Raw genomic sequence first — 25,308 nt, 5'->3', positions numbered from 1 at the left:
GGCTGTCCCCAGCTGCCGGCAGGAAAGGAACGTCCCTAGCCGCCAGGTGGCGAGGCACTCATTTAAGTCCGTCCCAACTGCCAGGTGTCGAGGCACTCATTTAAGTCCGTCCCCAATGAGTGGTTTCAGTCATTTAAGTCTGTCCCCAATAAGTCTGTCCCCAATGACTAGGCGCCGTACTTGACTTTGACCCCACTTTAACGGGTACCATCCTCTATGTCTGTAACGCCATATAGACCGAGGGGATATATATGACCGCAACTTCACCCGCAGCACCCGCTAAGGTGTACTTCACCAACTTGCGTACGCATGCTCGCGAGAGCCAGCTTGACAAGCTCAAGCGCCTCATCCGCCGCGCCGGTATTGAGCAGATCGACTTTGAGAACAAGTTCGTCGCTATCAAGATTCACTTTGGCGAGCTGGGCAACCTGAGCTTTTTGCGCCCCAACTACGCCCGCGCCGTCGCGGATGTCGTGAAGGAACTGGGTGGCAAGCCCTTCCTCACCGACTGCAACACGCTCTATGTCGGTAGCCGCAAAAACGCGCTCGAGCACATCGACACCGCTTATCAGAACGGCTTTACCCCGTATGCCACGGGTTGCCAGATCATCATCGCCGACGGCCTCAAGGGTACCGACGAGGCGCTCGTCCCGGTCGAGGGCGGCGAGTACGTGCATGAGGCCAAGATCGGCCAGGCGCTCATGGATGCCGATATCGTGATTAGCCTCACCCACTTTAAGGGCCATGAGCAGGCCGGTTTTGGCGGCGCCATGAAGAACCTGGGCATGGGAGGCGGCAGCCGTGCCGGCAAGATGGAGCAGCATGCCGCCGGCAAGCCGAACGTTGCGACCGAGCACTGCATTGGCTGCCGTGCCTGCGAAAAGATCTGCGCGCACAACGCTATCTCGTTCGACGACACCCGCGAGCGCGAGCTTGCCAGCGGCGCTACTCGCACGGTGCACGTGGCTGCCATCGACCACGATCGCTGTGTGGGCTGCGGACGCTGCATCGGCGTGTGCAACCAGGACGCCATCAAGCCCGTCTATGACGCCGCGGCCAACGTGCTCAACTGCAAGATCGCCGAGTACACCAAGGCCGTCGTCGACGGCCGCCCGAGCTTCCACATCTCGCTTGCCATGGATATCAGCCCCAACTGTGATTGCCATCCCGAAAACGATACGCCTATCGTCAACGATATCGGCATGTTCGCGAGCTTCGACCCAGTCGCCATCGACCAGGCCTGTGCCGATGCCGTCATGGCGTCCGAGCCGCTGCCCAACACCGAGCTCACCGATAGCGCGGCCAAGATGGAGCATAACCACGAGCATCTGGAGGGCGAGCAGGCGCGTGACCCCTTCTGCATCACGCATCCCGACACCGACTGGCGCGCGTGCATCGCGCACGCCGAGAAGATCGGCCTGGGCACGAGCAAGTACGAGCTTATCGAGGTCAAATAGCGCCTAGCTATTGGACAATATAAGCGCCTTTGTGGCGTAATTCGAGCAAAAGCCGCTCGCGAGCACAGCGCTCACGGGCGGCTTTTCGGAAGTGCGGGGAAAAGTCGAATACCGCCGACCACAAGGCGTTTTTGGCAACAAAACCCAGACGTTGCTTGTTGCCTAAAAATACTCGTCGAGGAAGTTTGTTGACTGTGTTCCAGTAGAGCTCGGGGTCAACTTGCGCACTCTTGGCGTGGGCGGCGCCGTGGATAAACAACATGGAAGCCGTCGCGTGTTTGAGTTGCTCCACACTGCTTGCCTTATGAAAGTCGTAGCCTGCGCGCACGTTGCACACCAAGTTTGCTACATCGAGCAAGGGAAAGCTGGGCAGGCGCGAGCTCGGTTCCGTCGCCCGCGGTGAGACTGCTGCTCTCGCGATTCTCTTTAAACCACGCCCGCGCCTCGGTTTCCTCGGCATCCGGCTGCTCACCTTTTTTGTCGTCTTTGCCATCCTGCATCATCTTCATGGTGTACGGCGCTTGGGGGTTCAGGGCAAAGTCAAACAAAAAGTTGCCGGCAAATCCGAGCAACGTGACAACGAGCGCCAGCGCAACAACGACGGTCATCTTAAGCTTTCGATGGGGGTGTGCGCTTTGAGACATTTACGGTTCTTCTTAAATATGTTGATACGTCAACACTTAAAACAAGCGCATTATGGATGTTCGCCGTTGATGCGTCAACAAGAAAAGAATGGGTAAACAAGGGGTCACGTATGGTGCAAATTTCGCACGTACCCAGACGCTTTGATATAGTGTTGAGAACTATTTACTTGGAGGATGTAACCGGCATGTCCGATTCGAGCGACAGTTCCAAGCCGCGACCCAAGGCCGCGGCCGTTCCGCACTACACGGTGGGCGAGGAGATCATGAACTCCGTCACCCATGGTGTCGGTTGCCTGCTGGGCATCGCGGGCTTGGTGCTCCTGATCGTATTTGCCGCTCTTCGCGGCGGAGGCCCGGCTCACATGGCCGCGGCGATTGTCTATGGCGTCAGCATTATCCTCGAATACCTAGCCTCTACGCTCTACCACGCGATTCAGCCCGCACGCGCCAAGCGCGTGTTTCGCATCATCGACCACAGCTGCATCTACCTGCTCATAGCTGGCAGCTATACGCCGTTTTGCCTCATCACGCTCGCAAACGATGGCGGCCCTATGCTGTTCTTTGCCGTATGGGCCATCGCCATTATCGGCATCGCCCTCGAGTGCTTTATGCGCGAGCGTCAACCGCACTGGGTAAGCGGCCTGGTCTACCTGCTGATGGGCTGGCTCGTCGTCTTTAAGCTGCCAGAGCTCGTGTCGCTGCTCAACCCCGTGGCACTTGCCCTGCTCGCTGTCGGCGGCGTGTGCTACACCGTGGGCGTGCCGTTCTACATCGCTAAAAACGTGCGCTACCTGCACAGTGTGTTTCACTTGTGGGTGCTCGCCGGCAGTATCTTCCAGTTCATGGCGGTGATCCTCTTCGTAATCTAGCGATCACGTCTGTGCCTGCGGACCCATCCAAGCGGCCGCCGGACGCAACTGCCCTATTCGTTATCTACGCTTACTACCTAACGTCCCGAATCTTGGAGGTTCGAGAAACTCCCGATGGACATAACCATCTCCCTTATCACCACCCTCGTTTTGACCCTCATCAACGGCTACTTCTCTATGTCCGAGATGGCGCTCACCACGGCAAAGCGCGCCGTGCTGGAGCACGAGGCCGAGGAAGGCGACAAACGCGCCGAGCGCGCCGTTAAGCTGGCTGCCGACTCCGACCAGCTGCTCGCCACCATCCAGGTCGCCATCACGCTCGTGGGCTTTGCCTCGTCCGCCGTCGCCTCGACGAGCTTGTCCGACCCGCTCGCCACGTGGCTCATGAGCTTTGGCATCGCGCCGCTCTCTGCCATCGCGCGCGGACTGGCGCCGGTCATCATCACCGTTGCGGTCGCCTTCGTGTCCATCGTGATTGGCGAGCTTGTGCCCAAGCGCATTGGTCTGGCCAATGCCGAAGGCGTGTCCAAGCAGGTCGTGGGGCCGCTGTCGTTTTTCCAAAAGATCGCCCGTCCGCTCGTGTGGCTGACTGGTGCTTGCTCCGATGGTCTGGCCCGCATCCTGCGCATCAAGAGCGCCGACGATCGCCAAAACGTCTCGGAGGAAGAGATTAAGTACATGGTCTCGGAGCAGGACGACCTGCTCGACGAGGAAAAGCGTATGATCCACGAGATCTTCGACCTGGGCGATACCGTTGCCCGCGAGGTCATGGTGCCGCGCGTGGACACCACCATGTGCGAGGACGACGAGACGGTCGCCGACGTGCTGTCCACTATGCGCCAGACCGGCTTTAGCCGCATCCCCGTCTATCACGAAGATCCCGACAACGTGGCGGGCATCGCGCACATCAAGGACCTGATTCAGCCCTCGCTCGACGGCGAGGGCGACCAGCCCATCGCCGGTTATTTGCGCGACGCCACCTTTGTGCCCGACACCAAGGACATCCTGCCGCTGCTGTCCGAGATGCAGACTTCGCACGACCAGATCGTGGTGGTCGTGGACGAGTACGGCGGCACGGCTGGCATCATTACCATCGAGGACATCGTCGAGGAGATCGTGGGCGAGATCGAGGACGAGTTCGACCCCGACAACAAGTACCTCACGCGTCTTTCGCGCCGTGAGTGGCTCGTCGATGGGCGTTTTTCGTGCGATGATGCGATTGAGCTTGGTTGGCCGCTCGAGGAAAGCGATGATTATGAGACCATCGCCGGCTGGATTTTGGAACTTTGCGACTCGGTGCCCGACATCGGAGAGGTGTTTGAGGTTGCAGGGTACAAGTTCAAGGTGCAGTCGATGCGTGGCCAGCGCATCTCGCTTATTCGCGTGATCGCTCCGGCCGAAACCGATAAGAAGGATTCCGAGTCCTCGGCAGATAAGCCGGCGACGCCGGGCGCGGGCTCTGCGGGCCCGCACGACGGCGACGAGTGGGGCAAGGAAGAGTAGGGGAGAGTTATGGCAGGCCTGTTCAACATCCTTAAGGTCACCGTCAGCGAGGACAAGATCTGCGCGCATGTGCTGGTGAACCCCGGCATGCCGCTCATGACCTCGGAGGACATCGAGGCCACGGCGCGCGTGTACTACCTGGTGCCCGCGATTGCCAAGCACCTGTGCCTAGGCGATTCCGGTCGTGAATTCCAGGACTGCATGGGCCAGACCGAGCTTTGCCATCTGCTGGAGCACGTGACAGTGGAGCTCATGAACGAGACCGGTCTCGCCGGCAGCATTTCGTGCGGCCGTACCCGCGTAAGCGAGCACGATGAGCGTGTCTTTGAGGTTGAGCTTTCATGCCCCGATGACGCGCTGGCCATCGGCGCGCTGTCTTCGGCGACCTTTATGATGGACTGGGCTTATCTGCACGCCGACCAGCCTGTCCCTGACGTGGAGGGCACGGTCGCGGGCCTGCGCAACCTGGTGCTGGGTATGCGCGCCGAGGCCGAGGGCAAGGATCCGCACGAGGCCATCGCCGCCGTAAACGCCGAGGACGGGGCCGAAGGCGAGGCTCCTGCCGATTCCGAACCCGGCGTCGAGGCAGCTGCTGAGGAAGCTGTCGAGTCCGAGCCCGCGGAGCCCCAGGGTGTCCCGAGCTTTGACGATGAGCTGCAGGAGGCAATCGATACCGAGGGCGCGACCGCCGAGAGCCACGAGGCCCCCGCTGCCGTCTACGGTGGCGCGGCGACGGTTCCGGCAGGCCCCGCACAGGAAGGTGCGCTTCCGCTCGTTGATGGCGCCGGCGAGGACCCGGCCGCCACGGTGGCCATGCCTGCCATACCGCAGGAGTAGGCTCACTCGCTTATCACCATCATGTACCTGCGCTTTTACCGTACGCAGATGAGCGCGACGGCAAGTGTTGCGCTGCGGGTATAATGGACAGCATTCAAACGGTGGGCATTGAGGTGCCCGCAGGAGAGGAATGATCATGGGAAAGACTTTCAGCTTTGTCTCCGGTGCGCTCTTTGGCGCTGCCGCCGGCGCTATCATCGGCGTTGCTCTGGCCCCGCGCTCGGGTGCCGAGACCCGTGCCATGGCCGCCGATATCGCCAACGATGCCTGGGACAACATGCGCGACACCTACGAGCACGGTGCCGAGGAGGCTCGTGCCGCGGTCAACGACTTTGGTCCGATGGTCGACGCCAAGACCGATGACCTGCGCGCCAAGGTCGACCTGGCCCGCGAGCGCATGGACCAGCTTCGCGAGCAGCTCAACGACGCCATCTCGGGCGGCAACGTGACGCCCGCTGCCGACGTCGTGGTCGAGAACGTCACTGAGGCCGACACCGAGGCCACGGAGCCCTCGACCGAGGCATAATGCGCGCAGGGGATTTTGTCGGCGTCAAGGTTTATCGTAAGCCTGCCGAAGACAAGCGCACCAAAAAGGACGGCACGCCGCGCAGCCCCAAAAAGCTCGGCAAGATTCACTTTCCGGTCTTTACCCCGGGCGGTACGCGCGTGGTGGGCTTTATGGTTCGCCAGTCCGATATCGCGGGCATGATCGAGCGCCCCGATCGATTTGTGGCGCTCGATGCCATCGGCGTCTATGAGGGTGCTGTCGCGGTCGACGACGTCAAGGGAACCTACGATGCCGCCGCGGCCAAGCGCCTCGATATCAACCTGGACGATTGCATCATCTGGGTTGGCATGGACGTGCGCACGGAATCGGGCGATGTCGTGGGCTACTGCTCGGACGTTGAGTTCAAGCCGCGTTCGGGTATCGTGCAGACGTTCTACGTGACCGCCGGCACTGCCTCGAGTGTGCTGGTGGGCGACACACAGATGCCGCCGACGATGCTGCGCGGCTACGAGAACGGCGCGATGATTGTCTCGGACGAGGTCAAGTCGCTCGGGTATTCGGGTGGCGCGGCCGCCAAGGCTGCCGAGGCCAGTGTCGTGGTGGGCGATAAGGTCAAGAAGGGCGCCAAGGTGCTCGATGACAAGGGATCGGTCGCCGTGGACAAGGGCAGTCGCGCACTGGGCAAGCAGCTCGGCAAGACGCGCGGTATGTTCAAGGCCTTTAAGGACGAATATCAAAAGGCGAGCGGGGGCTCGTCAAAAGCTAGCAAATAGCGACGTACCAAATGATGGGAGGCGAGCCGGAGACATGTTGCTCCGGCTCGCTGTGTTTATGGGGGAGGGCACATGCGCCAAAACGGATCTAACTTAAACGGGCGCTCGGGTGCGCGTCCGACGGCGCGACGCGACCTGGGGCAGCTGCCCAGCGGTCAGCGTCGACGTCGCCGTAAACCCGGCGCGATGTACCTCAACCATAGCCGTGGGTTTAGCGATCGCAGCGCGCGCATCGGCAACGGGCGCTCACCGCGCCGACCGTCCCGCCTGCCCTATGCGCTCATCGCTGTCGGCTGTGCGCTCGTGCTGTTTATCGCTGCCGTCGTGGGCTATGTCGATCGCAGCGTGGACATTGTGCTCAATGGGGAGCAGGCTTCGGTGCGCGTGGGCTCCACGTTGCAGAACCTTATCGATGATCAAGGCCTGACCGACACCTACGATGCCGGCGACTTGTTGGCTGTCGACGATAGCGTGCTTACCCGCCGTGGCGGCGAAAAGCTGTCGGTGAAGGTGGACGGCAAACGGGTGAAGCAGGGCAAGTGGAATAGCCGCGAGCTAACGGGCGGCGAGAAAGTGACGGTCAAAGACGGCCGCGACACGTACGAGAAGCACGAGGTCCAGGTCACGACCATTGAGCCCAAGTTGAAGGTCGAGGGCACGGGCGCTATCGAATACGTTAAAACCTGGGGCGTTCGGGGCCGCTCCGAGGTATGGGTCGGCGAGCAGTCGGGCAAGACGCAGGACCGCGGCGAGGTCGTGCCCGCCACCGACTGTGTAGTCGAGTGCGCGAGCGTAGCGCCCAAGGGCAACGAAAAGTACGTGGCCCTGACATTTGACGAGGGTCCGAGCGGCGCGACCAAGCAGGTCTTGCAGGTGCTCAAGGAAAAGGGCGTCACGGCGACGTTCTTCCTTTCGGGCGATGCTGCGGAAGCCTCGCCCGCTACTGCCAAAGCGATTGTCGATGCCGGATGCGAGATCGGCTCCAACAGCTACAGCGATGATTCGCTCAAGGGCAAGGATCGCGAGGCGGTGCGCAAGCAGATCACGAAGGGCACCGAGGCGATTAAGTCGGCGACCGGCGTCGAGACGATGTTGCTGCGTGCTCCCTACGCCGCGTTTGACGAGCAAAACTGGATCGATGCGATGGACCTGGTGTCTGCCGTGGTCTCGTGGAATGTCGATTCGGGCGACTGGCTGCTCAACGGCGCCGACGAACAGGTTTCGACAGTGCTCGAATCGGTGACTCCGGGCAACATTGTTTTGTTCACCGATAGCGACGAATGCTCCGAACAGACGCTCGAAGCGCTGCCGCAGATCATCGATGGCCTTGTCGCCAAGGGCTACAAGATCGTGACGCTGAGCGATTTGGTGAAGACGGATACGTCGCTGAGCAAAAAACTCACCTCGCTAACGAAGACTTCCATGCCCAAGAACGCCGCGTTTCCCCAGCTCGCCGAAGATAACGACACCGCAGACTAGTCATGGGGGACGTTCTTAAACGACTATGTCACGGATGCGTCAGCGTTTGGTATGCCTGCGATGTTTGGAGCATAAATTTGGCGTCACGGCGCGATGCTGATGCTATAGTTACTGCGGATAACAAGGGTCAAGAGAAAGGTTGCAGGTGAAATCCAAACCTCGACCATACAGTCGATGACCCCTTGCAGGTGCTTCTTGCGCATGCACGGGGTGTGAGCGCCGAGCGGTGTGCCGCCCGCGCATGCGTATACATATCTAAAAGTCCACGGATGGCGTGCCGGCATGGCCACGGTCCGAAGGAATAATGATGGGGAGCACCAGTGAATTATCTGAGTGAGATGCTCAAGCTGCCGGTCTTGGACGTCGATGGCGAAAAGCTCGGCGTTGTGAACGATTTTGGCATTGCTACCGGCGAAGTTTTTCCGCACGTGACGTCGCTCGCGTTCCGCGGTCCCGGCAAGACGCCGTTTATGATCAGCTGGCGAAAATGGGTCGACCGTATCGACGAGACGGGCGTATACCTTAAGACGTCGGCCACCGAAATCCGTTTTTCGTACCTGCAGCCGACCGAACTTTTGCTCGCGCGTGACGTGCTCAACAAACAAATCGTCGACACGCAGGGCATGAAGGTTGTGCGCGTAAACGACATCAAGTTTTCCATGTCAGGCGAAAATCAGCTGCGCCTGCTGGGTGCCGAAGTTGGTGCCCGCGGTCTGCTGCGCGCAATCAGCCCCGCTCTTGAACATGTCGTCGAGGGCTTTATGAAGCACCTGGGCAAACCGCTCGGCGAGGACATCATCGCCTGGTCCTACATGGACCTGCTCGATCGATCGACTAAGAACATCCAGCTGTCGGTTTCGCATAAGACGCTCGGCGAGCTGCATCCTGCCGACATTGCCGACATTATCGAGCAGCTCGATCCTCGCCTGCGCGCGCAGGTGTTCGCGCAGCTCGACACCGCCCAGGCCGCCGAGGCCATCTCGGAGTTCGATGACGACGAGCTCATGACCGAGATGCTCGAGGGCCTGTCCGACACGGATGCGTCGTCGATGCTGGCCATGATGGATCCGGACGACGCCGCCGACCTGATCGACGAGCTCGATTACGAGAAGGCCGAGAAGCTCCTGCGCCTGATGGGCGTTCAGGAGGAGAAGGCGATTCGTAACCTGCTGGGCTATGAGGAAAACACTGCCGGCCGCATTATGACCTCGGAGTTTGTCTCCCTGCCTGCCACGGCGACGGTCGGTGACGCCATCGAGGCGATCCGCAAGCTCGACGAGGATTTCGAAAGCGTCTACTACGTCTATACCGAGGATCCGAGCGGTATGCTGACCGGCGTGCTCTCGCTGCGCACGTTGATCGTGGCCGACCGCGACGCCACGCTGGGCCAGCTGGCCTACCGCGACCTGGTTTATGTGTCGCCCGACGAGGACCAGGAAGACGTAACGGACGAGATGACCAAGTACGACCTGGTCGCCATCCCCGTCTGCGATGAGAACCGCCACATCTTGGGCATTGTGACCTTCGACGACGCCATGGACGTTATCGCCGAGGAGCACCAGGAGGACCTGCAGATCGCAGGCGTCGGCTCGGGCGATAGCGCGTCCGACGACTCGACGAATGTGCTCAGCTGGTTTGTGCATCGCCAGTACTGGGTTGTCGTGTGGGGCATTGCCTCGTGCATCATGGCGGCAGTGCTGGGGACGGCGCTGGGCTCCGCACATCTGGTGGTGTTCCCCATGTGCGCCATGCCGCTCGTGCTGCTGGCTGCCTCGCGTATGGTGTCGTTCGTCAAGAACTACTTCCTGGAGTACGACGGCCATGACGATGAACCCAAGCCGTATCTGGGATTCTTCTTCCAGAGCACGGGCATGGGCCTGATCCTGTCGCTCGTGACCTACCTGTGCGCTCAGCTGGTGCGCACCACGGCGTTCCCCGACGCGCCCATGCTTGAGGAGCAGCTCTTTACCGGCTGCTTTAACATCGCGGCCATCGTCTGCCTGATTGGCAACATGAGCGCTGTGATTTACCTGATGGTGCTGTTCTGGCGTGACGAGCACGACCTCAATACGTCGGGTACCGCCATGAACGTCATTGCCGTCATGATCTCGTGCGTGGCGTACTGTGCCGCTGCGGTGTTGCTCACCATGTCGGTCATGGGTTAGGTGGTCGCGTGCAAAATAGCAAGCAAAAGCAGGGCACCAAGCAAAAGCTGACCATCGCGGCCATCTTTGGTGCCATGGGCCCTGGCCTTCTGGCGGCGCTTTCGGGCAATGACGCCGGCGGCATAGCCACGTATTCCAGCGCCGGTGCCAGCTATGGTTACAAGATGCTCTGGATGCTTCCCGTCATGACCGTGCTGCTCATCGTGACGCAGGAGACCGCGGCGCGTTGCGGCTGCGTGACGGGCAAGGGCCTGGCCTCGCTCATTCGCGAGCGCTTTGGCGTGCGCAAGAGCGTGCTGGCCATGGCGGCGCTGCTGATTGCCAACACAGCCGTGACCATTTCGGAGTTTGCGGGTATCGCGAGCGGCCTTGCCCTCTTTGGCGTGCCGGCGAGCATCTCGGTGCCGCTTGTGGCGCTGATGGTTTGGATGCTTACCATGTCGGGTAGCTTCCAGCGCATCGAGAAGATTCTGTTGCTGGTGAGCTGCGTGTTTGTGACCTACATTGTCGCTGCAATTATGGCTGGTCCCAGTTGGGGCGAGGTGGCGGTCGATCTGGTTGTACCCAACATTCAAAATGACCCCAGCTACGTGTCGCTTGTGGTCGCGACGATCGGTACCACCATCGCGCCCTGGATGATTTTCCTGGCACAGAACAACGTGGTCGATAAGAATGCGGGCGAGGACGATATCGTGTTGCAGCGCATCGATACCGTGAGCGGCTCGATTGCCGCCGATGTCATTGCCGGTTTTATTATCATCACGACCGGTACGGTATTGTTCCCCGCGGGCATTCAGATTAGCGATGCTGCAGACGCTGCCCGCGCGCTGGAGCCCATTGCGGGCCAGTGGTCCACGGTGCTGTTTGCCTCGGGCCTGGTTGCGGCGAGCTTCTTGGCCGCCTGTGTGCTGCCGGGCGTTACATCCAGCGCTATCTGCGAGGCGTTTGGCTGGGAGCGCGGTGCCGATCGCAGCTGGGACGAGGCCCCGGTCTATCGCGGCATCATTACGGCAATCATTGGCATTTCTGCCGTGCTGGTGCTCATGCCCGGCGTCGACCTGTTCCAGATTATGATGACCTCGCAAGTCATCAACGGCGTGTTGCTGCCCGTGGTTCTGGTGTTTCAGGTGGTTATTGCCGCCGATCGACACATTATGGGCGCCAACCGCAACGGCCGTGTGTGGAATGTGCTCACTTGGGCGACTATCGGCGTTATTACGGTGCTGACGGTCGTTATGTTTGTTCTGCAAGCGATGGGCTACAGCGCGTAGCATCTCTCTTGGACTCTAAACAGGCCGCTGCCATGGGCTGCGGCCTGTTTTTGTCTGCTATAGGGTGCTAGTTATATACCGATGTGCAGCTATAAAGCCGCCTCTGGGGTGAATTAACAGCCCAGAGGCGGCTTTGTAAGTCGCGGAAGTGGTCCCAAGTGCCGGATTGTAAGCAGATTTGGCTGTGCGTTACTTGTCGGTGCCTAGCTTGTGCGGTTTGTAGGCGAGGGCGTTGACGAGTGCCTCGGCAGCGGATTTGACAGCCGCCGGCTGCGGATCGTTAACGTGGTCCTCGGGGTGCACGGGTAGGTCCTTCTTGACGGCATCGTGGATGAGCTTAAGGTACTCGGTCACGCCGGTAGTCGACAGGTGCGTGCCGTCGCCATCGAACAGGTCGTTGCGGTTGGCGCTGTGCCCGTACCAGTCGATAACGCGTACATTCTTGTAGCGCGTAGCGGCGTTGGCGATGGCCTGGTTCGTGGACCCGACCCACGGCTGCGGGCTACGCGTGTTTACAAACACGACAATACGCTGATCACCGGCGTCGGCCATGATCGCGTCGACCTGGGCGTCCGTTACCAAACCGTTGGTGCCCAGGGCAAAGACCACGATCTTGCCGGCAAGGTTCTGCTGGATATAGCCCTCAAATGTCGCGCGGCCCGCATCAAACTGGCGGCCCTTTTCGGCATCGATGTGGCTGTGCGGGAACACGCCGTCAAAGGCATCGACGGCGCGCAGGGACACGGAGTCGCCAATCATTAGCAGGTCGTAGGCTCCGTCGGGGAAGCCGTCGTCGTCTTTGTCGGAGTCGTCGGCCGCCTGCTGATCTTGAGGCTTTGCATTTTTGGCCTCCTTGTTTAGGATTTCGGCGCCCTCACCGCTCAGCGCGGATGTGTCGGGCACAAAGACCAGGCCGCCCAGCGCCACAACAAGCGCGACGGCGCAAACGGCGCAGGTGGGGGCATGTGCGCGCATCCAGCCGGCGGGCGTGGTGGTGCCGTCGCGGAGCTCGGAAACGGTGCGCCCAAAAGCGCCCTTCCTAAACGGCGTTTCGATAAAGCGATAGGAGCACTCGGCCACGGCGACCACCAACAACACCTGCAAAATGTAGTGCCACCAGGGCGTGTCGTTAATGTTGGCGACCGGGTTCATAAGCAGCAGCAGCGGATAGTGCCACAGGTAGATGCTGTAGGAGCGCTTGCCGATCCATACGAGCGGCTCGGCGGCCAAGGCCCGTGCGACCATGCCCTGGGGCTGCACGCATGCCGCGATAACCATCAGTGTGAGGATGGAGCACAGCAGCGTGCCTCCGCGATACTGAAACGCGGTATAGCCGTTGGTGAGCGCGACCATGGCGGCGAGTCCGACCAGGCCAACGACGCCCATCAAATCGATGGATGCGGGGGAGGACCAAAAGCGTGCGAGCTCACTTGGCTTTGTCGTGGCGGCCTCGGCGGTGTCGCTCTTTGACTTGCCGTGCTTGGCGGCGCCGGCCAGTCGGTCGAGCCCCAGATGGCGGACAAGGCGCGCGGGCGCCAGGTCGCGGTCGGGGATAAAGGCCATCCAGGCGCCCAGCAGCAACGAGAACACGCGGGTGTCGGTGCCGTAGTACACGCGGCTGGGGTCGGTGGCGGGGTTGTAGAGCACCATCATGGCGAGGGCGGATACCGCGGCAAGGCCCAGGACCACGCGGCGCGTGTTGGGCTTGCTCACATGCATGGATACCATGGCAAACAGCAGTGGCGGCCAAATAAGATAGAACTGTTCCTCGATGGCAAGCGACCAAAAGTGCGTGAGCGGCGAGGGGTCGCCCAAGGCGTTAAAGTACGAAACGTCCTGCATGATCTGCCACCAGTTATTAAAGAACAGCAGCGACGGCAGGATGTCGGGGCGCATCTTGGTGAGCATCACATGGTTAAAGACAGTGCACAGTGCGCAGGTCACCACCACGACGGTTACCACGGCGGGGAACAGGCGACGGATGCGGCGGATCCAGAAGCTCTTGAGATCGATACGACCGGTCTTTGCGATTTCGTTGAGGAGCAGGCGCGTGATCAAGTATCCCGAGAGCACAAAGAAGATCGTGACGCCGAGCAGGCCGCCCTGAGCCCACGTGAGGTTGAGGTGATAGAGCACCACCGCGACAACGGCGAGCGTGCGAAGGCCGTCGAGGGCGGGGATGTAGCGAGATTTGGGACGCGTGGGCGCCTGTTCTTTTGCGGCGCTGTCGGTGCGGGCGCCCTTGTTGGCGGGCGAGCGATGGGAGCCTGCAGCGCGGCACGGCTCGGTGGTTTGGCGGTTAGTGCGCGAACGTTCGTGCGGCGCTTGTTGATCGCTCGCATGGCGTGAGCTGCGCGAGCTCGATCGCGGGAATTGTTCCATAAAACATCATCCAATGACGAGAATAATCAGCACGCTTTCATTGTAGCCGCCTACTCCTGTGAATGCTTGCTGCTGGCGTAAGCTCAAGCGCGCGTCCACATCAAAGTGAACTAAAGTTATAGAGGTGCGAGAGCGCACGATTGACGGCCGACAGCGGGTGCGGGGCCCGCGGACGAGGAGGTTTTCATGGCAGATTGCGGCATCGTTGCGGTGTTCGGCAGCATGAACATGGACCTTTCGGTGGCGTGCGAGCGCATGCCGCGTGCGGGCGAGACCGTCGGCGGCAGCGGGTTTATCACCAACGCCGGCGGCAAAGGCGCCAACCAGGCCGTAGCAGCTGCGCGCATGGGTGCGCGCACACGCATGATCGGCGCGGTCGGCCGCGACGCGTTTGGCTCGTCGCTCGTGGCGGGGCTCCAAGATGCTGGCGTGGACTGTGACTTTGTGGCGCGCCGCGACGACGTGGAGACGGGAACGGCGACCATCATTCGCTGTGAGGGCGATAACCGCATCGTGCTATCGCCGGGCGCCAACCATGCACTTGCGGGCGAGGACGTTGCCCGCGCGCTGAGGCGTCTGGTGACCGATGAGCTCGATGGCAACGCCAGCGAGATTGCCCCGGCTGCCGGAAGCGTCTTTATCGCCCAGGGCGAATGTGACCTTGCAGCGACGGCCGAGGCGCTTGCTTGCGCTCACGAGCTGGGGTTTTATACGGTCTTTAATCCAGCGCCAGCCTGCGAGTTGCCTGCGGAGGTCTGGCCTGCAGTCGACCTGGTCTGTCCCAACGAGACTGAGTGCCAGGTACTGACGGGCATCTTGCCTGCAGACGATGCGAGCTGCGTCGCGGCGCTCAATGCCCTGCTCGCCAAAGGTGCCGGAGCTGCGGTCATCACGCTGGGCGGCGCCGGCTCGGTTACGCTCGGCGACGACGGCGAGTTGCTGCGCATGCCGGCGCTTTCGAGCGCGGTGGTCGATACGACGGCCGCGGGCGATACGTTTATCGGTGCGCTTGCCGCGGCTCGTCTGGAGGGCCTGCCGCTCTTTGAGTGCATGGCCGCGGGTGCTCGCGCCTCGGCGGTGACGGTGTCGCGCCTGGGCGCGCAGCAGTCGATTCCCACGCGCCCGAAGTTGAGCGCGTGTTTGATTTAGACGGTTTAGTACAAGACGGAGAAGCGGAGTAGAACAATGGCAACCAAGAAGCTGATCCTTGATCTGGATATGGGTGTGGACGATGCGATGGCGCTTGCCTATGCCATCGCGAGCCCCGAGGTTGAGCTCGTGGGCATTACCACGTGTTTTGGCAACGTGCGCGTCGACCAGTCGGCGCGCAACTGCCTGGCGGTGCTCGACTTGTTGGGCCGTCCCGAGGTGCCGGTGTACCTGGGTGCCGACCGTCCTCTGCAGGCGACTGAGCCCTATACGCCGCCGGCGTCCACCGTACTCATCCACGGCAAGAACGGCATCGGCGGCGCGAGCGTGCCCGCGTCGCCCTATGAGCCGGTGGGGGCGACGTCGGTCGATGGCAACGCTGCAGTCGATTATCTAATCGATGCCGCGCGCACTTATGGTCCCGATCTGGTCTACGTAGCGACCGGCCCGCTCTCCAATCTGGCGCTTGCCCTGGAGCGCGATGCGACGGCGGTGATGTCTATCGGCCGCGTGGTGGTGATGGGCGGCGCCCTGACCGTGCCCGGCAACGTGAGCGCGGGCGCCGAGGCCAACATGGCAAGCGATCCCGAGGCGGCCGATGCCGTGCTGCGCTCGGGCCGCAAGCTCACCATGGTGGGTCTGGACGTGACGCATCGCGTGGTGCTCACGCGTCGCGACATTGCCGGATGGACGGGCTCGGGCACCATGGCGGGCTGTGCGTTTGCGAGCATGGTCGAGCACTACATTGGCTCGTACGAGATGAACGCACCCTACCTGGGTGGTTGTGCGCTGCACGATCCGCTGGCCGTCGCCGTGGCGATCGACCCCACGCTCGTGGGTGCGCTCGGCTGCAATCTGCGTGTTGATCTGCTGGGCGAGTATCGCGGCCGCACCATTTGCGACGAGCATCGCCTGTCCGATCCGGACAAGAGCGCGCTTGTGGCGCTGACCGTGGATGCCCCGCGCTTCCTGTCCGAGTTCAAGACGCGCATGGCCCGTGTTCTTGGCTAGATGATTTCCGTGCCCCGCCCCATGTAGTCAATTTGGGACGGGGCTTTTTTAGCTACCGAGTAAATGTGCCCGTTGGGGGAATAGTCGTGCCACTTCGCTTGACAACAGGCTAAACTAGCTCATAAACATTTACTACTCTGTTTAGATTGAATTTGCGGTCGTTTAGTTGTCGAGTCATCAAGTTGTGATGCTCCGCCACGGCCGTTGCTAGGGGGAACAATGGCCAAAGCAAGTGTTCGCGAGATCAGCCGCATCACCGGTTTTTCGCCTGCGACCGTGTCCAACGCGCTCAACCGCAAGCGCAGCGTGAGTGAAGAGACCGCCAAGGTCATCCTGGAGTGCGCGCAATCGCTTGGCTATCAGCAGTCGACGCAGCTCGAGAGCATTCAGTTTGTGCTCGCGCGCAAGACGGGCGCCATTCTGGACGAGAGCACCTTCCATCCCGCGGTCATCGAGGGCGTGGAGCGCCAGGCGCGTCGTCACGGCATGAGCACGAGCTTTGTCTCGCTCGACTTTAGCGACTTGGACGCCGTGCGTCCGCAGGTCGAGGGCCTGATCGCCGATCCGTCCGCCGCTATCGTGCTGATGGGTACCGAGCTGGGCGAGGAAGACTACGCCCTGTTTGCCAACGCTGCCGCCCACCTGATCGTGCTCGATGGCTGGAGCGATCGTCAGTACTTCGATGCCGTGGTCATTGCCAACACCGACTCGGTGCTGCGCGCCGTGGATCACCTCATCGAGAAAGGTCACAGGCAGATCGGCTATCTGGCAGGCGACCTTCGCATCCGCAACTTTAAGGATCGCGAGCGCGGCTATCGCCAAGCGCTTGAGGACGCAGACCTTGAGGCCAACCCGACATGGCGCGTTACGCTGGGCACCACGCTCGAGGGCGCCTATCGCGACATGGGCGCATGGCTCGACAGCGTCTCGCGCGACGACCTGCCGACGGCTTTCTTTGCCGAAAACGACGTGCTCGCCGTGGGTGCCATGCGCGCGCTCAACGAGCACGGTATTCGCGTGCCCGAGGATGTCTCGATCATCGGCTTTGACGACCTATCTCTGGGCGCCTTCTCCAACCCGCCGCTCACCACGGTGCACGTTCCCAAGCACGAGGTGGGCGAGATCGCGGTGCGCCGCCTGGTGGGCAACATCCGCAATCCCAAGAGCTATACCTGCAAGACAGCCGTATCGACCTATTTTGTCGAGCGTCAGAGCGTGCGTGAGATCTAGACAAAGGCAACGCCGGGCCGCAGGGCGGCAAAGCTCGCTAAGGCAGAAAAATAACGTCATCCAAAAGGGGTCCTTCGGGGCCCTCTTTTTGTTGCCCTTGTATGTTCAGTTTGTTTACATACCGTTTAGGCTGATTTCTCTACCGCCCACGGGTATTTCGCGTTAAACTTCTAAACACTGGAGTAAAAATTTAGTAAACAGAACAAAACGAAACATGCGTCTGTTTACTGAACATGTGATTAGGGGAGGACGTACATGGACAAGATCAAGCTCGGTTTTGTGCCCACGCGCCGCAGTATCTTTAGCGCGCCGGACGCAATCAAGTATCGCGGCCTGACGGCTGATCGCCTGCGCGAGATCGGCGTCGACATCGTGGATATCGACGACATCAATGACGAGGGCCTGCTGTTCGACGACAGCCACATTGAGCCTATCGTCAAGAAGTTCCGCGCCGAGGGCGTCGATGGCATTATGCTGTGCCACGCCAACTTTGGCACCGAGTACGTTTGCGCTCGCCTTGCCCGCGAGCTCGGCCTACCCGTGCTGCTGTGGGGCCCGCGCGACGAGCGCCCCGAGCCCGACGGCACCCGCCTGCGCGATAGCCAGTGCGGCCTGTTCGCCACCGGCAAAGTATTGCGCCGCTTCCAGGTTCCCTTCACCTACATGACCAACTGCCGCCTGACCGATCCCGAGTTCGAGCGCGGTGTTTGGGACTTCTTGGCCGTGTGCAACGTGGTCAAGACCTTCAAGCACACCCGCATCCTGCAGATGGCCACCCGTCCGTTCGACTTCTGGTCGACCATGTGCAACGAGGGCGAGCTGCTCGAGAAGTTCAACATCCAGCTTTCGCCCATTCCCATGACCGAGCTTGTCCAGGCCGTGCGCGACGCCCAGGCCGACGAGCAGGCCATGGCTGCCATGCTTGCCCACATCAACGACAGCTTTGAGATCTGCATCCCCGAGGATAAGGTTCCCGCGGTCGCCGGTCTTGCCATCGCCATGAAGCGCCTGGTCGAGAAGTACGGTTGCAACGCCGGCGCCATTCAGTGCTGGAACGCCCTCCAGGACGAGCTGGGCATTATGCCCTGCGCCGCCAACGCCATCCTCAACGAGATGGGCATTCCTATCGTATGCGAGACCGATATCCACGGCGCCATCACCGCGCTGATGGTCGAGGCCGCCGACCTGGGCCGTCACCGCGGCATGTTCGCCGACTGGACCGTGCGCCATCCCGATAACGAGAACGGCGAGCTGCTGCAGCACTGCGGCCCCTGGCCCTGCAGCTGCGCGGCCGTCAAGCCCAAGCTCACCTATCCGCTGGCTTTCGATCACCCCGGCGCGCTGACGGCCGAGGCCAAGCACGGCGACCTCACCCTTGCCCGCTTTGACGGCGACAACGGCGAGTACTCGCTGCTGCTGGGTAACGCCCGCGGCATCGACGGCCCGGCCGGCATGGGCACCTATCTGTGGGTCGAGGTCGACAACCTCAAGCGCCTCGAGGCCAAGATCGTCGAGGGTCCCTACATCCACCACTGCGTCGCTATTCACGCCAACGTGGTGCCGGTGCTCTACGAGGCGTGCAAGTATATCGGCATCCAACCCGACCTGTACGACCCCATCGAAGAAGACGTTAAAGCCTACCTGCGAGGAGAGTAGAAATGGCAACTATCGAAGAGCTTGAGTCCCTGCGTTGGGACCTTCGCCGCGATTGCGTCGATATCATCATGGCTGGCGCCGGCGGCCACATCGGCGGCGACATGTCGGTGATCGACGCCCTCATGACCCTCTACGCCAACCACCTCAACATTTCACCCGAGACCGTCGACGATCCCAACCGCGACCGCTTCGTGCTCTCCAAGGGCCACGCCATGGAAGCCTACTACGCGGTGCTCTGCCACGAGGGCTATCTTGACCTCGATGACGTCAAGGCCCGCTTCTCCAAGTTCGGCAGCCCCTACATCGGCCACCCCAACAACAAGCTCAAGGGCATCGAGATGAACTCGGGCTCGCTGGGTCACGGTCTGCCCGTGGCCGTGGGCATGGCGCTCGCCGGTAAGATGGACGGCCGCGACTACCGCGTCTACACCATCATGGGCGACGGGGAACTTGCCGAGGGATCGGTCTGGGAGGGCGCCATGAGCGGCGGCAACTACCAGCTCGATAACCTGTGCGCACTCGTGGACCGCAACCGCCTGCAGATCAGCGGCAGCACCGAGGATGTTATGAAGCAGGACTCGCAGGAGGAGCGCTGGGCCGCCTTCGGTTGGAACGTGCTCTCCATTCCGGGCAACGACGTCCGGGCCATCGACGCCGCGCTGACGCTTGCGGCCGAGACCTGCGGCAAGCCCACGGTCATCATCCTCAACACGGTGAAGGGCTATGGCTCGCCCGTCATGGAGGACAAGGCCGCCTGGCACCATCACCTGCCCAACGATGAGGAATATGCCCAGATCATCGCCGATTTCGCTGCCCATAAGGAGGCCGTCAATGGCTAACAAGATCGCCAATCGCAAGGTTATCTGCGACACGCTGCTCGAGGCCGCGAAGACCGATAAGGACATCGTCGTCCTATGCTCCGACTCCCGCGGCTCCGCATCGCTCACGCCGTTCTTTGATCAGTATCCCCAACAGTCCGTCGAGGTCGGCATTGCCGAGCAGGACCTGGTGAGCATCGCCGCCGGCATGGCTTCGTGCGGAAAGAAGGCCTGGGCCGCCTCGCCGGCGTCCTTTGTGACCACGCGCTCGTATGAGCAGTGCAAGGTCGACGTCTCGTACTCCAACACCAACGTCAAGCTCATCGGCATCTCGGGCGGCGTGTCCTACGGCGCCCTGGGTATGAGCCACCACTCCGCGCAGGATATCGCCGCTATGAGTGCGATTCCCAACATGCGCGTGTATCTGCCGAGCGACCGCTTCCAGACCGCCGAGCTCGTGCGGGCCCTGGTCGCCGACAACAAGCCGGCCTACATTCGCGTGGGCCGCAACCCGGTCGAGGACGTGTATACAGAGGACGAGTGCCCGTTCCAGATGGATCGCGCCACCTGGGTGCGTCGCGGCACCGATGTGACGCTCGTCGCCACCGGCGAGATGGTCCGCCATGCCGTGGACGCTGCCGACCTGCTGGCCGAGCAGGGCATCTCGGCAACGGTGCTCGACATGTATTGCGTCAAGCCGCTTGACGCCGAGGCCGTGATTGAGGCTGCCGGTGCCACGCGCGCCGTCGTGACGGTCGAGGAGCACAGCCCCTTCGGCGGCCTGGGTTCTATGGTCGCGCAGGTGGTGGGCGAGCATTGCCCGCGTCCGGTCAAGTGCCTCTCCCTGCCCGACGCACCGGTCATCACCGGCACGAGCCCCGAGGTCTTCGCACACTACGGCCTGACGGGTGCCGGAATTGCGCAGACCGTCGCCGAGTTCCTCGGCAACTAGTAGATACAGACGCTGCGCGGCCGCCAAGCACCGCACCTTGCCGTTCAAACCGTCGCTTGCGTACGCAAAGTACGCGGCGCTCCTCTTTCACGGCAATCTGCGGCACTTGACGGCCGCTCGCTCCTTGTCCGCCAGTCGTCTTTGATTTGGCGGAAGGAATGGGAGAGTACATGAGCAAATACATCATCGGAATCGATCAATCCACGCAGGGCACCAAGGCACTGCTGGTGGACGAGGGCGGCCATTTGATTCATCGTGCCGATCGCTCGCATCGCCAGATTGTCAACGAGGCCGGTTGGGTGAGCCATGATCCGGCCGAGATTGCCGCCAACGTGTTGGCCGTGGCGCGTGCCGTGGTGGAGGAGACCGGGGTCGACCCTGCCGACATCGCCGGCATCGGCATCTCCAACCAGCGCGAGACCACCGTTGCCTGGAACCGCGCGACGGGCGAGCCGCTGTGCGACGCCGTAGTGTGGCAGTGCGCCCGCGCCCGCGAGCTTTGCGACAAGCTGGCCGCGCGCGAGGGTGTGGCCGAGCTGGTGCGCGACACGACGGGCCTGGTGCTCTCGCCCTACTACCCGGCGGGCAAGATGGCTTGGATCCTCGCGAACGTTCCCGCTGCTGTCGAGGCTGCCGCGGCAGGCGAGCTGTGTCTGGGCACCATCGATGCCTGGGTGGTCTGGACGCTCACGGGCGGCGCGGAGTTTCGCTGCGACTGGTCCAACGCCAGCCGCACGCAGCTCTTTGACCTGCGCCGTGGCTGCTGGAGCGAGCCGGTGTGCGAGGCCTTTGGCGTCGACGTGGCCTGCCTGCCGCAGGTGACCGATTCCGATGGCCTGTTCGGCATGACGGACCTGGGCGGCTTTTTGCCGGCACCCGTGCCCATTCACGGCGTGCTGGGCGACAGCCATGCCGCCTTGTTCGCGCAGGGCTGCCATAGCCGCGGCATGGCCAAAGCGACCTATGGCACCGGCAGCTCGGTCATGATGAACGTCGGCGACGAGTTTGTCGCCAGCTCGCACGGGCTTTCGAGCTCGCTCGCATGGCGTATGGACGGCGTGACCGAGTACGTGCTCGAGGGCAACGTGAGCTACGCCGGCGCCGTCAAGACGTGGCTGCGCGACGATCTGGAACTCATCAATAACCCCGAGGAAGTTACCGACCTGTGTTACGCCGCCAATCCGGCGAGCCGCGTCTACTTTGTGCCGGCGTTTACCGGTTTGGGCGCGCCGCACTGGGCGAGTGACGCCGAGGGCTGCGTCTTTGGCATGACGCGCACCACGGGTCGCGCGGAGTTCGTGAAGGCCGCCGACGAGTCGATCGCCTATCAGATCTTTGACGTGATCGATGCGATGGTCGAGGATTCGGGTGCAACGTTGGCCGAGCTTCGTGTTGACGGCGGTCCCACGCGCGACGCGTACCTGATGCAGTTTGAGAGCGACTTGGTTGGCTCGCCCATCCGCATCGCGAGCAACGACGAGATGAGCGGCCTGGGTGCGGCCTGGGCCTGCGGCATCGCGCTGGGCATGTACACGCGCGATGTCGTCGATGTCTACGGCGCCCGCGGCATCGTGGAGCCGTCGATGCCCGCTGACGAACGCGCCAAAAAGATCGCCGGCTGGCGCCACGCCGTGAAATCAACAATTGCATACACTGCCTAGCATGATTTTTTTGGGATGGGATTAAAAACTCATTGATCCCCGTCTCGGGCAGCTCATTTGGGACGGGGCTTTTTTGACTGGTATGATTGGTGCGACCATTCGAGCCAGCTAAAAGAGCCCCGTCCCAAATTGACTATCGAGAGGATCTGCCATGGAGCGTATCGCGAGCTTTTCCGTTGACCATTTGCTGCTTGAGCCCGGCGTGTATGTGAGCCGCATCGACCGCGATCCGGCGACCGCCGCTGTCGTTACCACCTTTGACCTGCGCCTGACCACGCCCAACAAGGAGCCGGTCATGAACACGGCCGAGTGCCACACCATCGAGCACCTAGGCGCGACATTCCTTCGCAACCATGCCGAGTGGTCGAGCCGCATTGTCTACTTTGGCCCCATGGGCTGCCGCACGGGCTTTTACCTGGTCGTGTTTGGCGAGGTGACGAGCGAGGAGATTCTGCCGCTCGTGCGTGAGTTGTTTGAGTTTGTCGCCGACTTTGAGGGCGATGTCCCCGGAGCCGCTCCCGAGGAGTGCGGCAACTACCTGGACCAGAACCTTCCCATGGCAAACTGGCTCGCGCGCCGCTACCTCGACCGCGACCTGGCCGATATCGACGAGAAGCACCTGCACTATCAGCAGGCGTAAGGGTTTTATCGCCCAAAACGCGCGCATTGGGCGCCTTCGCTTATGCGGGGGCGCCTTTTTGTTGAGTGGTCTGGACGAGCGTTCAAAATCGCTCATGTTTGTTCTAGAATGTTCGTATAGTCACATTTACGAACAGGAGTGAACATGCATATCTACTCTGTCAACGATTCCGAGTTCAAGTCCTATGGCAACGTTTGGGATAACGTTCCGTTCGAGCTTACGTCGCCCGTGCTCGAGGCACTCTCTGCTACGCCCATCCCCGAGGGCAGTAAGTACGTAGCGAGCGCGCCGGAGCTCGAGGGCGTTAAGGGTGCCGATAAACTGGGCTTTCTCATGTTTGGCGGCCGCCCCTTCCAGCTCGGCTGGTGCAATGGCCACAACACGCGTCTCAACTGCCTGGAGTACCACCGTGCCAGCGAGTTCAACCTGGGTGCACGCGACTTTATCCTGCTCGTGGCGCATCGCTGGGAGATCGAGGGCGGCAAGCTCGACACCGCGTGCGTCAAGGCGTTTCGCGTGCCGGCGGGCAAGGTCGTCGAGGTTTTCAACACCACGCTCCACTACACGCCGTGCATGGTCGACGACGGTGGCTTCCAGGTGATGGTGGCGCTGCCCGCCGGCACCAACGGTCCGCGTCCCGAGGCTGCGGCCGATATGCCTGCTGCCGGCGACAGCTACTGCTACTGGAAGGCCGACAAGTGGGTTCTCTGCCATGCTGACAGCCCCAAGGCAGCCGAAGGCGGCTACGTAGGTCTCATCGGCAAAAACCTCGACATCGCCTGTGACTAGAATCTTCTGTCTCGATCTGTAACATCTAGCGGGCTAAATCGTCTCTACCTGTTACAGATCGAGACAAGCGGGCCCAACCCACCACAAAGGTGCCTGTCCCCTTTGCGGTGGTTGCCTAGAGCTGGCTGCGCAGGTAATCAGCCATATAGGGGACGGCGAAGCGCACGTAGCCGCGGCGCGCCTGCTCGATAACGCCGGCGTCGATGAGGCGCCGGCGATACTTTTGCGCATAGTCGGGTGTGACTGACATGCGCTTCGCAACATCAGAAATGCGAGACACAGCGTCTTCGTCATCAGTCATTGCGGAGAGAAACGCGACGTCTTGGTCTGACAGCGCGGCGAGCGTCGTTTCGCACACATCGTTTTCGAAATCGACTTTCGACGCCTCGATGGCTCCGTCGATTAACCCTTGCGTCGCACGTTCGCCTGTCCTGCAGCGATTGGCGATGTTATAGCCGATGAGTTGCAGCATATAGGGCGAGCCTTGGGTTGCGCGAGCGGCACGGAGGCGAAGATCGCTTGGAATATCAAGGCCGAGCTCATCGAAAGCCCGCTGGTAATAGGTATCGACATCTCCGACCGAAAGTGGCTCGAGCGTGACCTTTCGAGCGCGGTTGAGAAATGTCAGCACACGGTCATTGAGTGTTGCGCAGATGGCTCCCGGAAGGCCCGCCATGACGAGCGCGACGTTGAGTCGTTCGCCGACCAGCTCTTGATAGGCGGTGACGAGCTGTCTGATCTCGGGTGAATTTGCTTGGAGCTCGTCGATGAGGATGAGGATGCCGTGCCCCTGCTCGGTCAGTTTGCGCGCGAGCTGCGTGAGCTTGAACTGAAAGCTCTTGGTCTCCTGCACGTCTCGTGTGAACTCGAGGCCTGCCGAGAGCCCGAAAACACTTAGGCTGCCGCTCGCGAGTTTGGGAAGGCGGCGTTTGTTGACGTAAGGTTTGCCTGCTTCTTGGATTTTCTCGACAATGCGCTCGAGCATATCCTCGGAGGCTACGGTAGGCGTGGCGACAACAAAGCCGAGCTTGCGTGCGCGGTCGGCAAGTTCCCACAGAAGAACTGTCTTGCCGCTGCCTCGCTGTCCAAGCATGAGCATGGCTCGGTCGCGATTGCCCGGTTCCTGCTCAAGGCCGGATATGAATGTCGAAATTACAGTTTCGCGCCCGACGAGATAGGATGGGCGATTTCCAAATGAGGGGGAGAAGATGGTTTCAGTCATAAGTCTCCTTTCCTTTCTTTCCTATTTTTTCCTTTCTTTCCTATTCAGTCAAATGGTCTGCCACCCGAGGGCGCCTTCGCTGTTGTGGAGGCGCCCTTTTTTGCAAGTGAGTAGACTTTTTGGCTTAGTCTGACCACGCCGGAACATGCCAGGTAAGCTACCTGCGGTTTTGATGGCGTCAAAGGCGGGTCTGGTTGAGTTTTGCCAAAAAGTCTACTCACTTGACGTTCGCGGCGTGTGGGCGGGTGCTTTTTCGTGCACGCGAGGTATCAAAAAGTGTCAGGAGCGCACC

At 61.4% G+C, this 25,308-nt stretch carries 22 protein-coding genes; 19 read left to right on the top strand and 3 right to left on the bottom strand.

Features of this window, described 5'->3' with window-relative positions:
- The first annotated feature begins 251 nt into the window (after window positions 1–251).
- Window positions 252–1,457, top strand: a complete 1,206-nt coding sequence (locus ACTQXM_RS04455; RefSeq protein ID WP_441537100.1) for a DUF362 domain-containing protein — start codon at window positions 252–254, stop codon at window positions 1,455–1,457.
- A 7-nt stretch (window positions 1,458–1,464) separates the two neighbouring features.
- Here ACTQXM_RS04455 and ACTQXM_RS04450 read toward each other — a convergent pair whose 3' ends face one another.
- Window positions 1,465–1,749, bottom strand: coding sequence for a hypothetical protein (locus ACTQXM_RS04450; RefSeq protein WP_441537099.1), 285 nt, complete (start codon window positions 1,747–1,749; stop codon window positions 1,465–1,467).
- A 37-nt stretch (window positions 1,750–1,786) separates the two neighbouring features.
- Between ACTQXM_RS04450 and ACTQXM_RS04445 the strand changes: the two genes are divergently transcribed.
- From ACTQXM_RS04445 to ACTQXM_RS04405, 9 genes are all read left to right on the top strand, one after another.
- A complete protein-coding gene (locus tag ACTQXM_RS04445; protein ID WP_441547611.1) occupies window positions 1,787–2,197 on the top strand; it encodes a hypothetical protein in 411 nt (136 codons plus the stop codon).
- Between the two features lie 89 nt (window positions 2,198–2,286).
- A complete protein-coding gene (trhA, locus tag ACTQXM_RS04440) occupies window positions 2,287–2,970 on the top strand; it encodes a PAQR family membrane homeostasis protein TrhA (RefSeq protein WP_441015314.1) in 684 nt (227 codons plus the stop codon).
- A gap of 114 nt (window positions 2,971–3,084) precedes the next feature.
- Complete coding sequence (locus tag ACTQXM_RS04435) at window positions 3,085–4,473, top strand: hemolysin family protein (RefSeq protein ID WP_441537097.1); 1,389 nt, start codon at window positions 3,085–3,087, stop codon at window positions 4,471–4,473.
- A 9-nt stretch (window positions 4,474–4,482) separates the two neighbouring features.
- The gene (locus ACTQXM_RS04430; protein ID WP_441537096.1) at window positions 4,483–5,310 is read left to right on the top strand and encodes a cyanophycin synthetase family protein; all 828 of its coding nucleotides are present in this window, start codon (window positions 4,483–4,485) and stop codon (window positions 5,308–5,310) included.
- A 136-nt stretch (window positions 5,311–5,446) separates the two neighbouring features.
- Complete coding sequence (locus tag ACTQXM_RS04425; RefSeq protein WP_154516595.1) at window positions 5,447–5,836, top strand: YtxH domain-containing protein; 390 nt, start codon at window positions 5,447–5,449, stop codon at window positions 5,834–5,836.
- Window positions 5,836–6,591: a PRC-barrel domain containing protein gene (locus ACTQXM_RS04420; protein ID WP_427718078.1), complete on the top strand. Its 756-nt coding sequence runs from the start codon at window positions 5,836–5,838 to the stop codon at window positions 6,589–6,591. Before ACTQXM_RS04425 ends, ACTQXM_RS04420 begins: the two co-directional genes overlap by 1 nt.
- 72 nt (window positions 6,592–6,663) lie before the next feature.
- Window positions 6,664–8,070 (top strand): polysaccharide deacetylase family protein, encoded by a 1,407-nt coding sequence (locus ACTQXM_RS04415; protein WP_441537095.1) that lies wholly within the window; start codon window positions 6,664–6,666, stop codon window positions 8,068–8,070.
- 320 nt (window positions 8,071–8,390) lie between these two features.
- On the top strand, window positions 8,391–10,235 hold the full coding sequence (locus tag ACTQXM_RS04410) for a magnesium transporter (RefSeq protein WP_427718082.1): 1,845 nt from the start codon (window positions 8,391–8,393) through the stop codon (window positions 10,233–10,235).
- A 74-nt stretch (window positions 10,236–10,309) separates the two neighbouring features.
- Entirely contained in the window at window positions 10,310–11,506 is a 1,197-nt protein-coding gene (locus ACTQXM_RS04405; protein ID WP_427747655.1) for an Nramp family divalent metal transporter, read from the top strand.
- A 189-nt stretch (window positions 11,507–11,695) separates the two neighbouring features.
- Here the strand turns inward: ACTQXM_RS04405 and ACTQXM_RS04400 are convergent, their stop codons facing one another.
- Complete coding sequence (locus tag ACTQXM_RS04400) at window positions 11,696–13,888, bottom strand: acyltransferase family protein (protein ID WP_441537094.1); 2,193 nt, start codon at window positions 13,886–13,888, stop codon at window positions 11,696–11,698.
- A 186-nt stretch (window positions 13,889–14,074) separates the two neighbouring features.
- On the opposite strand from ACTQXM_RS04400, the gene ACTQXM_RS04395 reads away from it, so the two are divergent.
- From ACTQXM_RS04395 to ACTQXM_RS04355, 9 genes are all read left to right on the top strand, one after another.
- Window positions 14,075–15,037 (top strand): ribokinase, encoded by a 963-nt coding sequence (locus ACTQXM_RS04395; protein WP_441537093.1) that lies wholly within the window; start codon window positions 14,075–14,077, stop codon window positions 15,035–15,037.
- A 36-nt stretch (window positions 15,038–15,073) separates the two neighbouring features.
- The gene (locus ACTQXM_RS04390; RefSeq protein WP_441015326.1) at window positions 15,074–16,048 is read left to right on the top strand and encodes a nucleoside hydrolase; all 975 of its coding nucleotides are present in this window, start codon (window positions 15,074–15,076) and stop codon (window positions 16,046–16,048) included.
- Between the two features lie 219 nt (window positions 16,049–16,267).
- Entirely contained in the window at window positions 16,268–17,278 is a 1,011-nt protein-coding gene (locus ACTQXM_RS04385; protein WP_427793677.1) for a LacI family DNA-binding transcriptional regulator, read from the top strand.
- Between the two features lie 255 nt (window positions 17,279–17,533).
- Complete coding sequence (locus ACTQXM_RS04380; RefSeq protein ID WP_441063924.1) at window positions 17,534–18,934, top strand: L-fucose/L-arabinose isomerase family protein; 1,401 nt, start codon at window positions 17,534–17,536, stop codon at window positions 18,932–18,934.
- Between the two features lie 2 nt (window positions 18,935–18,936).
- On the top strand, window positions 18,937–19,773 hold the full coding sequence (locus ACTQXM_RS04375; protein WP_427718096.1) for a transketolase: 837 nt from the start codon (window positions 18,937–18,939) through the stop codon (window positions 19,771–19,773).
- Window positions 19,766–20,704: a transketolase family protein gene (locus ACTQXM_RS04370; protein ID WP_427718099.1), complete on the top strand. Its 939-nt coding sequence runs from the start codon at window positions 19,766–19,768 to the stop codon at window positions 20,702–20,704. The genes ACTQXM_RS04375 and ACTQXM_RS04370 overlap by 8 nt, the downstream gene beginning before the upstream one ends.
- A 170-nt stretch (window positions 20,705–20,874) precedes the next feature.
- Window positions 20,875–22,365 carry an FGGY family carbohydrate kinase gene (locus ACTQXM_RS04365; protein ID WP_441537092.1) on the top strand — a complete coding sequence of 497 codons (1,491 nt, stop codon included), beginning with the start codon at window positions 20,875–20,877 and terminating at the stop codon, window positions 22,363–22,365.
- A 151-nt stretch (window positions 22,366–22,516) separates the two neighbouring features.
- A complete protein-coding gene (locus ACTQXM_RS04360; protein ID WP_441015328.1) occupies window positions 22,517–23,005 on the top strand; it encodes an S-ribosylhomocysteine lyase in 489 nt (162 codons plus the stop codon).
- A gap of 144 nt (window positions 23,006–23,149) precedes the next feature.
- Window positions 23,150–23,794 carry a DUF4867 family protein gene (locus ACTQXM_RS04355; RefSeq protein WP_441537091.1) on the top strand — a complete coding sequence of 215 codons (645 nt, stop codon included), beginning with the start codon at window positions 23,150–23,152 and terminating at the stop codon, window positions 23,792–23,794.
- A gap of 115 nt (window positions 23,795–23,909) precedes the next feature.
- Here the strand turns inward: ACTQXM_RS04355 and ACTQXM_RS04350 are convergent, their stop codons facing one another.
- The gene (locus tag ACTQXM_RS04350; RefSeq protein ID WP_441537090.1) at window positions 23,910–25,016 is read right to left on the bottom strand and encodes an ATP-binding protein; all 1,107 of its coding nucleotides are present in this window, start codon (window positions 25,014–25,016) and stop codon (window positions 23,910–23,912) included.
- Between the last annotated feature and the right edge of the window lie 292 nt (window positions 25,017–25,308).

This window comes from Collinsella sp. LCP19S3_D3 (genome assembly GCF_052121455.1).
GTDB lineage: Bacteria > Actinomycetota > Coriobacteriia > Coriobacteriales > Coriobacteriaceae > Collinsella.
The sequence above is the reverse complement of the archived record's forward strand: the minus strand, read 5'-3'. Positions and strand labels throughout refer to the sequence as shown.